14 protein-coding genes are annotated in these 12,045 nt (G+C 59.9%); 4 read left to right on the forward strand and 10 right to left on the reverse strand.

From position 1 onward, the window contains the following. Positions 1 to 11: 11 nt before the first annotated feature. The 4 genes from EB809_RS03655 to EB809_RS03670 all read right to left on the reverse strand — a co-directional run bounded on the left by EB809_RS03655 (position 12) and on the right by EB809_RS03670 (position 2,332). A complete protein-coding gene (locus EB809_RS03655; RefSeq protein WP_123633452.1) occupies positions 12 to 689 on the reverse strand; it encodes a flagellar hook assembly protein FlgD in 678 nt (225 codons plus the stop codon). Between the two features lie 21 nt (positions 690 to 710). After that, positions 711 to 1,160 carry a flagellar basal body rod protein FlgC gene (gene flgC / locus EB809_RS03660; protein WP_123633453.1) on the reverse strand — a complete coding sequence of 150 codons (450 nt, stop codon included), beginning with the start codon at positions 1,158 to 1,160 and terminating at the stop codon, positions 711 to 713. Positions 1,161 to 1,188: 28 nt separating this feature from the next. Beyond that, entirely contained in the window at positions 1,189 to 1,608 is a 420-nt protein-coding gene (gene flgB, locus EB809_RS03665) for a flagellar basal body rod protein FlgB (protein ID WP_411711041.1), read from the reverse strand. A 166-nt stretch (positions 1,609 to 1,774) separates the two neighbouring features. Further along, entirely contained in the window at positions 1,775 to 2,332 is a 558-nt protein-coding gene (locus EB809_RS03670; RefSeq protein WP_123633455.1) for a nitroreductase family protein, read from the reverse strand. A gap of 279 nt (positions 2,333 to 2,611) precedes the next feature. Here EB809_RS03670 and EB809_RS03675 point away from each other — a divergent pair, with 279 nt between their 5' ends. Both EB809_RS03675 and EB809_RS03680 read left to right on the forward strand, forming a co-directional pair. After that, the gene (locus EB809_RS03675) at positions 2,612 to 2,923 is read left to right on the forward strand and encodes an Mpo1-like protein (protein WP_123633456.1); all 312 of its coding nucleotides are present in this window, start codon (positions 2,612 to 2,614) and stop codon (positions 2,921 to 2,923) included. A 3-nt stretch (positions 2,924 to 2,926) separates the two neighbouring features. After that, positions 2,927 to 4,336 carry an adenylate/guanylate cyclase domain-containing protein gene (locus tag EB809_RS03680; protein WP_123633557.1) on the forward strand — a complete coding sequence of 470 codons (1,410 nt, stop codon included), beginning with the start codon at positions 2,927 to 2,929 and terminating at the stop codon, positions 4,334 to 4,336. Between the two features lie 29 nt (positions 4,337 to 4,365). Here the strand turns inward: EB809_RS03680 and queF are convergent, their stop codons facing one another. Genes queF through EB809_RS03695 form a run of 3 tightly spaced genes read right to left on the reverse strand, consistent with a single transcriptional unit; the run spans position 4,366 to position 6,902 of the window. Further along, complete coding sequence (gene queF / locus EB809_RS03685; RefSeq protein ID WP_123633457.1) at positions 4,366 to 5,184, reverse strand: NADPH-dependent 7-cyano-7-deazaguanine reductase QueF; 819 nt, start codon at positions 5,182 to 5,184, stop codon at positions 4,366 to 4,368. 12 nt (positions 5,185 to 5,196) lie between these two features. Continuing rightward, positions 5,197 to 5,970 (reverse strand): ABC transporter permease, encoded by a 774-nt coding sequence (locus EB809_RS03690; protein WP_123633458.1) that lies wholly within the window; start codon positions 5,968 to 5,970, stop codon positions 5,197 to 5,199. Beyond that, the gene (locus EB809_RS03695) at positions 5,967 to 6,902 is read right to left on the reverse strand and encodes an ABC transporter ATP-binding protein (protein WP_123633459.1); all 936 of its coding nucleotides are present in this window, start codon (positions 6,900 to 6,902) and stop codon (positions 5,967 to 5,969) included. The genes EB809_RS03690 and EB809_RS03695 overlap by 4 nt, the downstream gene beginning before the upstream one ends. 237 nt (positions 6,903 to 7,139) lie before the next feature. Between EB809_RS03695 and EB809_RS03700 the strand changes: the two genes are divergently transcribed. Further along, positions 7,140 to 8,267, forward strand: coding sequence for an organic solvent ABC transporter permease (locus EB809_RS03700; protein WP_223807801.1), 1,128 nt, complete (start codon positions 7,140 to 7,142; stop codon positions 8,265 to 8,267). 37 nt (positions 8,268 to 8,304) lie between these two features. Here EB809_RS03700 and EB809_RS03705 read toward each other — a convergent pair whose 3' ends face one another. The 3 genes from EB809_RS03705 to EB809_RS03715 form a co-directional block, all read right to left on the reverse strand. Further along, on the reverse strand, positions 8,305 to 9,606 hold the full coding sequence (locus EB809_RS03705) for an HD-GYP domain-containing protein (protein WP_123633460.1): 1,302 nt from the start codon (positions 9,604 to 9,606) through the stop codon (positions 8,305 to 8,307). A 198-nt stretch (positions 9,607 to 9,804) separates the two neighbouring features. Next, positions 9,805 to 10,371 (reverse strand): hypothetical protein, encoded by a 567-nt coding sequence (locus EB809_RS03710; RefSeq protein WP_123633461.1) that lies wholly within the window; start codon positions 10,369 to 10,371, stop codon positions 9,805 to 9,807. An 84-nt stretch (positions 10,372 to 10,455) separates the two neighbouring features. Beyond that, positions 10,456 to 10,722 (reverse strand): PilZ domain-containing protein, encoded by a 267-nt coding sequence (locus EB809_RS03715; RefSeq protein ID WP_123633462.1) that lies wholly within the window; start codon positions 10,720 to 10,722, stop codon positions 10,456 to 10,458. A 272-nt stretch (positions 10,723 to 10,994) separates the two neighbouring features. On the opposite strand from EB809_RS03715, the gene EB809_RS03720 reads away from it, so the two are divergent. Then, entirely contained in the window at positions 10,995 to 12,011 is a 1,017-nt protein-coding gene (locus tag EB809_RS03720) for a Fe(3+) ABC transporter substrate-binding protein (protein ID WP_123633463.1), read from the forward strand. Positions 12,012 to 12,045 lie beyond the last annotated feature (34 nt).

Consider the following 12,045-nt stretch of genomic DNA (forward strand, 5'->3'; position numbering starts at 1 on the left):
TTGAAATACTGTTAGTTAATCTGCCGCACGTCGGACAGGCCTACAGAGCCCATGCCCGCCAGGTTCAGAGTAATATCGCCACTGGTGCCCAGCGACACGCTGTCCACATTGGCGCCGATCATGGTGCTGAGCTGCTCGGTACCGGAGGTATAGCTCGCGTTGGCCTTGAGCAGGTAAGTGCCTTCCGGCAGATCATTGCCGTCTCCGTCCTTGCCGTCCCAACTGAAGGACGACTGGCCGGCGGTTGCCGGTCCCAGATCCAGTTGCCGCACCAGCTCGCCGGAGCTGTTGAGAACATCCACCCGCAGGCTGGACGTCGACGCCGGCACTTCAACCGCTCCGTTGACGTCACCGGAAGCGCCCAGGACAGCCGTCTGGGAGGGCACCATCACACTGCGGCCCACCATGGCCGAAGCCTGCAGCGCCTGGGTAGAGCGGAATTGCCCCGTGACGTCCTGGACGCTGTCGGAAATCCCCTGCATCTCTTCGAGCGAGCTGAACTGAGCCAGCTGCGCCAGGAAATCACCGTTTTCCTGGGGCTTGAGCGGATTCTGGTTGTTGAGCTGGGCGATCATGAGTTCCATGAACTCGTTCTTGCCCATGTCGCTCGTGGATTTGGTACTGCTGCTGTCCTGCGCCCGGTATTGACTCAGTACGTCGGCTGCGGAGGTACCATTGACCGTACTCATACTCTGCTCCTTACTGAGTCATTACTGACCGAGGGTCAGGATGCGCTGCATCATGGATTTTGCGGTGTTCATGACGTCGACGTTCATCTCGAAGCTGCGCGACGACGACATCATATCCGCCATTTCCTCGACCACGTTGACGTTCGGGTAGAACACGTAACCGTCTTCGTTGGCCTGGGGGTTGTTCGGCTCGTAACGCATCTGCAGTTCCTCGTCGCTCTCGACGATCCCCTGCACCTGCACGCCGGCGGAGGCTCCGCTTTCCGGGCCCCAGCTGCGACCGAACGGGTCGGCAGCATTCATGGCATCCTGCTGGATCGCCGCAAAGACAGGCTTGCGGGCCCGGTAGGCGCTGTCGGTGCTGGAGCTGGCCGTCTCGGCGTTGGCCAGGTTGGATGCCGTGGTATTCAGCCGCAGGGACTGGGCTGTCATACCGGAGCCGGCGATATCAAAAATGTTTCCTAGTGACACGACCTCTCTCCTCTACCCTGCGGTCCCGTTATTCGCCCTTGATGGCCTTGGTCAGGCCGGCGAACTTGCTGTTGAGAAACTGGAAGCTGGCCTGGTAGTCCATGGCATTACGCATGAAACGGGCCTGTTCCTGCTGTGCATCGACGGTATTGCCATCCAGCGAAGGCTGGTAGGGGTTGCGATACATCAGCAATGCGCGGTCGCTCATGGCCGCATCCGGATCGATATGGCCGGGCTCGGTACGGGCCATGGCCAGTTCGCCGGATTGGCCTTGCGCCTCTCCCAAAGCCGACTTGAAGTCGATGTCCCGGGCCTTGAAACCCGGGGTATCGGCGTTGGCCAGATTGTTGGCCAGGATCTCTGCACGCTGGACACGCATGTTCAGTGCCTTTTCGTGAATCCCCAGCGCATTGTCGAAACTGATTGCCATTGAGCTTCTCCAAGGCATTGCCGCAAAACGATTTTGGAAGAGTCAAAGCAACAGCAGTGCCAATTTGGAGAAGAGCCCGTCATTACTGGGCTGGCAACGAGGCAGGATGATCGGGAGGAGACGATTCAGGAGGAAAGCGGCAAGAGCTTTCCCCCTGGCCCGGACAGGTGAGACGCGTGACCTGTCAGCCGGGCCAACGGGACACGAAACGGGCCGGCTCGGGACGTTCCATTGCCGGTTTTTCGGCGGCAGGAGTGCCGACGTAGAGGAACCCGGTGATGGTTTCGTTCACCTCCAGCCCCAGTCCTTCGCGGACGGCCGGATGATAGGCCACGGCACCAGTCCGCCACATGCCGGCAAAGCCTCGTGCCTGCAACGCCAGCAGCATGTAGGCCATACCACAACCGGTCGAGATGGACTCCTCTACCTCAGGCACCTTGGGATGCGACTGGTGCCGGGTAATACCAACGATGACCATGGGCGCGCGTAATGGCATTTGACGCAACTTATCAGCGTTCGGCATCAGCGGGTCGTCCGGATCGGCAATACGGGCAAATACCTCGCCCAGCGCCGTCATCCCCTCGCCTTCGACCACCAGATAGCGCCACGGACGCAGCAGTGCGTGATCGGGGGCTCGCGCTGCACAGGCGAAAACGTCCTCAAGGACGTCCGGGCCCGGCGCGGGCGTCGTCAGGCGTGGCTCGGAACTGCGCCCAAGAATCGAATCGATGGTTTTGTTCATGCAAATTCCCGGTTCCATTGAGACAGGCCGTGGGTCGCCCCCTGTTAAGAGAGCGTTACCTTTATGGGCCATTTTATGCTTCACATGGCGTCAAATCGGCGACGTTCCACGAGTAATTGTGGCACTTCAGCAATACTGCTAATCTTTACATTACACTTTACAAAGCAGAGGTCGCCGTGAGCGACCCACGACGACACCCTGACCACAACGGACCGAAGTGCAGGTCCGGGGGCCAATCTGGCTCCGAACACTATAACAACAAGCAGCCGGCGGAAAGCGATGACAGAACACAGTCGTTTTAACAGTTTTGCGGAGTTCTACCCGTATTACCTGGAAGAACACAGCGACGTGACATGCCGTCGCCTGCACTATCTGGGTAGTGTCCTGGTGCTTGCGATTCTGCTGTATGCCGCCACCACGTCGCAGTGGCTCTACCTGCTGCTGCTTCCACTGGTGGGCTACGGTTTCGCCTGGCTGGGCCACTTCCTGTTCGAGAAAAACCGACCGGCCACGTTCAAATACCCGTTGTACAGTCTGATGGGCGATTGGGTCATGCTCAAGGACATGCTGACGGGTCGGATTCGGTTCTAGATGATGAATGCTCCCCTGGCCAGCGGCAAATCACTGCTGCTCGAAGCACAAAGCAAACCGGTCGTTATTCCCCCGATGCCGGATTATAACGGGCGGGTGCTGGCTTACGTCGGCGCCGCCGTTGTTATTTTTACTGGCTTGCTCAGCCACACCTTTTCGGACTGGCTCATCTGGCTGGTGCCCGGCGCCCTGCTCTGGCCGCATATTGTCCATTTCCTGACGCGCCAGACCCTGCTCAGACGTTACAGCCGCGTCCGCCACAAGATGCTATTGGTGGATTGCGCCCTCGGCGGAGCCTTCGCCGGCACCATCGGTCTGGTGGCCACGCCATCCCTGTCGATCATGATGATGCTGATGTTCAGCTGCATGCTGCTCGGCGGCCTACGCCAGTGGTTGTTCGGCATTTTCTGGTTTGCCCTGACGGCGCTCGCCGGACTGGCCCTGAATGGCATGGCCGTCTCCCTGCAGGCGCCCCTGTCGCTCAGCATCGTGGCTATTCTGGCAACAGCGGCGTTCATCTGTATCACTGCATTCTATGCACACCAGCAGGCACGGGCACTGATGTCTGCCAAGACCCAGATCCAGTATCAGCGCGAGCAGTCGATCGCTCTCTCCCACAAGCTGTCCAAGTACCTGTCACCGCAGGTCTGGCAGTCCATCTTTACCGGCGAGCGGGACGTGCGACTGGAAACCCAGCGCAAGAAGCTGTCCATCTTCTTTTCCGACATCAAGGGCTTTACCGAGCTGTCCGAGGAGATGGAACCGGAGGCCCTGACCGAACTGCTCAACCACTATTTCAATGAAATGTCCCAGGTGGCCCTCAAGTACGGCGGCACCATCGACAAGTTTGTGGGCGATTCGATCATGATTTTCTTCGGTGACCCCACCAGTCGTGGCCCTCGGGAAGACGCGCTGGCCTGCGTTTCCATGGCCATCGACATGCGCAAGCACATGAAGATCATGCGCCAGAAATGGCGCAGCCAGGGCATCAAGACACCGCTGGAAATCCGCATGGGGATCAGCGCCGGTTATGCCACGGTGGGCAATTTCGGCGCCGAGAACCGGATGGACTACACCATCATCGGCAAGGAAGTGAACCTGGCCAGCCGTCTGGAATCACTGGCCGATCCCGGCGAGATCCTGGTCTCCTACGAGACATTCTCGCTGATCAAGGACAAGATCATGTGCCGGGACAAGGGCGAAATTACGGTGAAAGGCTTCGGTCGACCGGTGCCCATCTATGAAGTCATCGACTTCCGTCGCGACCTGGGTACCGAGCGCAGCTTCCTCGAGCATGAGAAAGCCGGCTTTGCCATGTACCTGGATTCGGAGAAAGTCCGCGGCAATGAACGCGAAGCGATCCTGCAGGCTCTGGAAGATGCCGCAGAACGCCTGCGCCAGGGCGACGAATAGTCTCCGCCAGCAAGGGCTTCGTGCGTCGGTTATTGACGGATCAGACGCACCATCGCCGGAGCGCTCGCCTCGGTGCTGCGCCAGGGGTTGATGTCCAGACCACCACGCCGTGTGTAATGGGCACTGACCGTCAGTGACTCCGGCTTGCAATAGGCCATCAGGTCCGTAAACACCGTTTCCACGCAGTGTTCGTGGAAGTCCTGCTTCTGCCGGAACCCCACCACATAGTGCAGCAAGGACGCCCGATCGATTTTCGGCCCGGTGTAGTGAATCAGCAGCGTCCCCCAGTCCGGCTGCCCGGTGACCGGGCAATTGCTCTTGAGCAGGTGCGAGCACAGGGATTCAGTCACGGTCTCCCCTTCCGCAACGAGCTTCCCGGGACAGGGCTCGTAGCCCGCCACCTCAATCGGCTCATCATCGATCAGCTCGTAGCCGGACGGTCGTGGCGCAATGTGAGCCGTCTCGTCCACGGAATAGAGCTCGCAGGTCACGGCGGCACCCGAGGCGCTGGACAGATCCCGCTCGACAAGCTCGATCACCTGCGACGGATCGGAGAAGGTGGCCTGGTTCAGGGAGTTCAGGTACAGCTTGAATGACTTGGATTCAATGAGGAACGGCGAGGCCGCGGGAATCCGGAAAATACCCCAGGCCACAGCCGGAACGCCATTGGGACGCAACCAGGACAGCTCCCAGGCCTGCCAGACATCCCCGCCGAACCACGGCCAGCGCCCGTCTTCCAGACCGATACGCTGACGGTTATCCAGCCGGGGCACCGGGAACAGCAGTTCCGGTGCATAGTGCTGGGGGTATTCGCTGGATTTGCCCAGCGGTGCGTTCTGCAGAGCCATATTCGGTTTCCATCAGTGGCGGATGCCGCGACCACGCGCAAGCATTCGCAAACAAAGTACGACCAGTATGACGATGAACAACACGATCATCGACAGGGAGACGCCCACGTTGACGTCCGAAATCCCCAGGATGCCGTACCGGAAGGCGTTGACCATATACAGAATCGGGTTGGCCATCGACACGGCCCGCCAGAAATCCGGCAGCAGCTGGATGGAGTAGAACACGCCGCCGAGATACGTCAGCGGCGTGAGCACAAACGTCGGCACGATGGAAATATCATCAAATTTGGTGGCCAGCATCGCGTTGATGAAGCCCCCCAGCGAGAACAGCATCGACGTCAGCGCAACCGTAAGCACTGTGGCCGCCGGATGATGCAGACTGAGGTTCGTAAAGCCCAGAGACAACACCGTCACAATCAGGCCCACGCCCAACCCACGGGCCATACCGCCGGCGACGTAGCCAGCCAGGATGATGTAATTCGGCACCGGCGAAACCAGCAGCTCCTCGATGCTGCGCTGGAACTTCATGCTGAAGAACGACGACACCACGTTGGCGTAGGAGCTGGTGATGACGGACATCATGATCAGCCCCGGCACGATGAAGGCCATGTAGTCGTGCCCGTCCATCTGCCCGATGCGGGAGCCGATCAGGTTGCCGAAGATCACGAAATAGAGTGTCATGGTGACCGCCGGCGGCAGCAGCGTCTGCGGCCAGATCCGGGTGAATCGGCGCACTTCCCGGACGACGATCGTCGAAAGCGCGGTCAGTTTGGCGTCCGGACTCATGCCTTGTCTCCTTTCCGGCTGTTCTCCTGAACCATGCGGAGGAACAGCTCCTCCAGTCGATTGGCCTTGGTACGCATGCTCACCACGCGCAGACCCTTGGCGTCCAGTTGGCTGAACGCGGCGTTCAGGTTCTGCCCCTGACGCACATCGATTTCCAACTGCCCTTCGTTGACCAGGCGCGTGTCGAAATCGGGCAGCTCGGGTGCCTCACTGACCGGCTCCGAAAGATCCAGCAGGAAGGTCTCCACACTCAACTGCTTGAGCAGGTCCCGCGTGCTGGTGTTCTGCAGAATGCTGCCGTGGTCGATGATGGCGATGTTGCGGCAAAGCGCTTCCGCCTCTTCCAGGTAATGGGTGGTCAGGATGATCGTCGTGCCCCGCCGATTCATTTCCTGCAGGAAGATCCACATGGAGCGGCGCAGCTCGATATCGACCCCGGCGGTGGGTTCATCCAGGATCAGCAGCTTGGGTTCGTGCACCAGGGCCCGGGCGATCATCAGCCGCCGCTTCATGCCCCCGGACAGCATCCGGGCCGGCTCGTTGCGTTTGTCCCAGAGCCCCAGCTCCTTCAGGTAATACTCCGCCGACACCCGGGCCCGCTTGGCCGGAATGCCGTAGTAGCCGGCCTGGGTGACGACGATATCGATCACCTTTTCAAACTGGTTGAAGTTCATCTCCTGGGGCACCACGCCCAGGTTCATCTTCGCACCCGACAGGTCCCGATCGATATCATGGCCGAACACGGATACCTTGCCGGAGGTCTTGTTGACCAGCGAACACACAATGCCCAGCGTCGTAGACTTGCCTGCGCCGTTGGGTCCGAGCAGCGCGAAGAAATCACCTTCCCTGACCGTCAGATCGATCCCTTTCAGTGCCTCGAAGCCCGAGTCGTAGGTTTTGCGGAGATTTTCAATCTTCAGTGCATCCGTCATGGGTGCCCAGCCTGTCTGTTCTGATGAGGGGTTGCGCGTTGAGATCGTGTGTAAATTGTGGCGGGGCCTGGAAATTCAACCCCTTCGGTTGCATCGGGCCAGTTGGCGCCCGCCGCTTCATGACTTTGGCAAACTGCGACAGGTGTCCAACATGCCCGTCGCCCTCGCTCCTATAATCAGGCCCATAACAACGAAACCCGGTATCAACCGGTCTTCCATGGAAAGATAGACGAGCCTATGAACCTCAAGCCCTTTCTGCTGCTCACCCCGCTGCTCCTGTTACAGGGCTGTGGCGGCGGCGACGGCGGCGACGACACGGCCACCGGACAGCTCACCCTCAGCGGCATGCAGGGTCTGTCCTACCAGACCCAGAGCCAGACGGGAAAGACCGACGCTCAAGGCCATTTCCAATACTACGCCGGTGAAACCCTGACCCTGAGTGTCGGCGACCTGCAACTGGTGTCGGGTGTTCCCGCCGATAACGTGGTGACGCCGCTGGAGTTCCTGTCGGATACCCGAGCCTTGCTGGATAATGCCACTGTCGACGAACTGGGTCTGCTCAGCCATCGGCCGGCTGAACAGCAGGCCATCGAGAACACCACCCTGCGCAACCTCACGCGCTTCCTGCTGGCACTGGACGAAGATGGCTCCACGTCCGACAGCAACCGACTGGTGTTCACCGACCGGGTCATTAGCCAACTGAACGCTGCCCTGCCCACGCTGGACAAACCCATCGACTTCACCGTGCCGGAAAGCCAGTTCATTAATGAAGTGACCGAAGATGGTGAAACCACTGACGATGCGGATCTGACGCCGGCCAACCGATTGCTGAAAGCCATCTGCTTCTACCCGGAAGACGACGAACTCTGCGAAGATCCACCCACCCAGGCGGAAATCGACGCGGCTCCGGAACCCCCCGAAAACGGCACGGCGCGGGATCCGGATGTGGTTTACAGCGACGAACTGGAGAGCAAGCGCAACCGGATCCTCAATGCGATCCGCAATGTCGAAGACATCGATTCCGACGACATCGACGAGTACCTCACCAGCGAGCTGGACAGTATCACCACCGACATCGCCAACGAATACTATCTCAGCCAGGTGACCCAGGAACTGCCCGCATCGGACACCGCCATCCATGAGGTGGTTGTACGCCGGGTGGGCCAGAAGGTATCACTGGCGAAGATCGAAGCCATCAGCACCAACGACAACGCCCTGGTGGTACACAGCTACAGCGCCCAGACCCATTCGGTGGAATATTTCATTGATGGCGAGACGGGGGACGACGGGGAGCTGATCGTTAACTTCAAACCGGATGACGATTACCGCTGGCTACGCAAGCCCCTGCGGGTGATCATCCAGTAGTGGATCGCCTGCCGATCCGAACGGGCCGGCAGGGGGCTCAGCCCAACAAATGCTTCAGGCTCCAGCGCGATGCGGCGCCGGTGACTTCGAAGTGGCGCGGGTCCAGCCCCTCTGCGCCGAATGGCAGGCATCCGTTGACCGAAACCACCTTGTCCGGCTGACGCCCTTCATTGACCTCCGCCAGGTTCACGATCCTGGCGGCTTTCAACGGCCGACGCTCCGGATCCGTCATCACCATCACCCGCGGCCAAAGACGACGCCCCGGCGTATGCGAAACCACCGCGCCACGCTCACCGGAGCTCAGCTCCACCAGCGTGCCGGTCGGATAGATGCCGATGGACTGAATGAAACGTTCCACCAGATCCTCCTGGAACTCAATGTTGCGCATTTCATACAGGTGGGCGACTGCCTGCGCCGGCGTCATCGGCGTCTGGTCTTCCCGGGTTTCCACGAGGGATTCGTAATAATCCACCAGACCGGCGATCTTGGCCAACAGCGGGATGCGATCACCCCGGATGCGCGCCGGGAACCCCGAGCCGTTATGGCGCTCGCGGTGATATTGGACGATGCTGATGACCGCCCGCGACATGCCGGCCGCCTGCAATCGGTTGACGCCCTTTTCCACATAGGTCCGGAACAGGGCGAAATCCCCGGCGTCGAGCCGGTTTTCGTTACGCAGCAGCGACGGGGATAATTCCAGCTTACCGACGTGACACAGGAGTGTGCCCATCGCCAGGTTTTCCAGCGCGGCCGGCTCCAGCCCCATGTGGCGACCACAGACCAGCGCCCAGATGGCGGTATTCAGGGCGTGCCGGTATGTCATGTTGTCATGCTGGCGCAAGCGGGCAACCCAGAGCATCGCGTCCGGATGCCGGACGACGCTGCCGGCCATGCCACGTGCGACGCGATACACACTGTTGAAATCCGGCTCCTCACCGTCGCGAATTCGGCGTTCAATGTCGCTCAGCGCCTTGTCCACATCCACCAGCAGCCGATTGCCCTGGCGGACTTCGCGCTTCAGGGTTGACGACACGGGATAGTCTTGCGGGTTGCGCACCTGGATCGGCGGCAGCTGGATGACTTCCTGGTTCGTACGCTTGGCGTTGCGGCGGGCGAAGATCGGGGCGTTGGACGCCTCATACTCGGACGTGTCACGCGCTTCGGCCACGTCGATCATCACCCACTTGCAGTAGGACGTGAGGGTCTGGATATCTTCCTGGCGGCGAATATAGAACCCCTGGATGGGGAAAGGCGTTTCGTGCCACGGACGATCGAGGTCAGACACGAACGCGCCCAACGACAAATCATGCACCGCTACTTTCTTCTGGCGGACACCCACGGCAGACCTCTACTCCTGAAAACGACGTCGATGATTCCATTCTGACGGGATCGCGGCGAGCGACAATAACATTTGTGTACCGAACAGTAACCTTTCACCGACACAAGGTTACTGTTCGTTATCAGCCGGCAACAAAAGGTAGCAACGAGATGTGAATAACAGTCAGAGCGAGACGCGCGTCACAAAATCAGGGGCGCATCAATCGTCGCAAACATGGTCATCCAGCTCCGGCGGCCGGGCTGAAAGGCTGTCGCGCGGCGCCTCCCGGACGCGAATGCTGTAAGGAACCACCGAGGCCCGCAGGTAATCCCGGTTTTCCGTTTCACCGTTCACCTCAACGGTCGTCCGACGTGGACGACAGGACACCACCAACTCCAGTTGCCGATCCAGGTCGACAATGCGTTGGGCATTGCGCACTTCCAGGCAAGTGGAGGCCGGCTCAGCCGGCTGCCCGGATCGCGCCAGGACATCGTCTTCCGGCGAGCCACAAGCCTTGATACCTGCACCGCACGCCTGCTCCCCACCCGTCTGGGCGGCGTCTCTCAGGATCCAGGTGCGAGTGCTGCACTGGGTTTCCAGGCGGATGGGCGATGCCTGATCGTTCGCGAACCACCAACCGGGATAGTCCACCGTCTCCCAGGTCACACGGAACTGGCGCTCATCGCCGCTGGCATTGGACGCACTGAAAACACCGTAATGACTTTGATAAGAGGCGCAGCCGGACAACGCCGACAACAATAGCGCGCAGACGGGGAGTCGAATCATGTCGGACCTGGTTAACGGATAACGTGGTATGACGAACGATAGCGTCGATGCGGCAATGTCCCACATCGCGGCAGGGGGGAACAGTTACTCGTTCACAAACTGGAGCCCGAAACCATCAACCGTCATGCGCACCACTTCCATATCCAGAATCGGCGCGGGCACCGGCAGGCCCTGGACCTGGACCTGGACGCGATCCCCGATATTCGGGCGCTCCCCTTCCTCGGACACGACAAAAACACCGCCGTCAGAAATGTCCCGAGTATTGTAGACGCGCTCACCGAGAGTGGGATGGGTCACGCGGACTTTGGCGTTCAATGCGGTTCTTAAATAGGCGCGTCGATCACTGGACATCGCTGGGCTCGGTTACTGCTCTGTTGTCATGATACTGCCGGCCTGAGCAGAGGAGCGATTCAGGGGCCCCAACGCCAGACTTCCCTTTCTGATGATGAAGCATAGCACTAAATGTGGGGTGCAAGTGAATGCAGGTTCGACAGTTTTCCGTTTTTCTCCTCCCCGAAATAATTCTTTTTCGCAACCATTCTAAAATTCAGGTTTAATACCGATTATCATTCCGAATACTCCGGATTTTCCTCCGGCGAACGAACCAGGACACAGAGAACGCCATGCGCCATCGTTTTTCCACCATCGCCCTGCTGGCGAACCTAATGCTGACGCCACTCGCCGCAACCGCTGCCGGGGAAGTCAACATCTATTCCTACCGCCAGCCCTATCTGCTTGAGCCCTTGCTAGACGCGTTCACTCGCAAGACAGGCATCGAAGCCAATGTGGTCTTCGCCCGCAATGGCCTTGCCGAGCGCCTGCAGCGCGAGGGTCGCAACAGCCCCGCTGACCTGGTCATGACCGTGGATATCGCCCGCCTCAATGAACTGGTTGAGCGCGACCTCACCGAAGCCGTTACCACGGCGACCCTGGAACAGGATATCCCCGCCCACCTGCGTCACCCGGAGGGCAAATGGTATGGCCTTACCAGCCGGGCTCGCCTGATCTTCACCGCCAAGGACCGTGTCGAACCCGGCGAAATCACCACGTACGAGGAACTGGCGGATCCCAAATGGCAGGGGCGAGTCTGTACCCGCAGCGGCAAGCACCCTTATAACGTGGCCCTGTTTGCCTCGATGATTGCCCACCACGGCGAAGCCAAGGCCGAACAATGGTTGCAGGGCCTGAAGGACAATCTGGCACGCCGCCCCCAGGGTGGCGATCGCGACCAGATCATGGCGATTGCCGAAGGCGTTTGCGACGTCGCTCTCGGCAACAGCTATTACTACGGCAAGATGCTGGAAGACGAAAACCAGCGTGACGCGGCCCAATCCGTGAACCTGGTGTTCCCCAATGCCGAGGGTCGCGGAACCCACATCAACATCAGTGGCATGGCCTTGACCCACAGCGCCCCCAACCGGGACAACGCCATCAAACTGATGGAGTACCTGACAACAGCGGAAGCCCAGACGATCTACGCCACCGTCAACTACGAATATCCCGCCAATCCGGCAGTGCCACCGTCAGACGTGGTGGCCAGCTGGGGCACACTGCACCCGGACGATCTCGCCCTGAACACGATCGCGGCCCATCGCGAAGCCGCCGTGAAGATGGTCGACCGGGTCAATTACGACAACTGAGTCGCGCCGATTCATTCCAGGCAGGCTGCCCGAA

The organism is Marinobacter sp. R17 (genome assembly GCF_003789045.1).
Classification (GTDB): domain Bacteria; phylum Pseudomonadota; class Gammaproteobacteria; order Pseudomonadales; family Oleiphilaceae; genus Marinobacter_A; species Marinobacter_A mangrovi.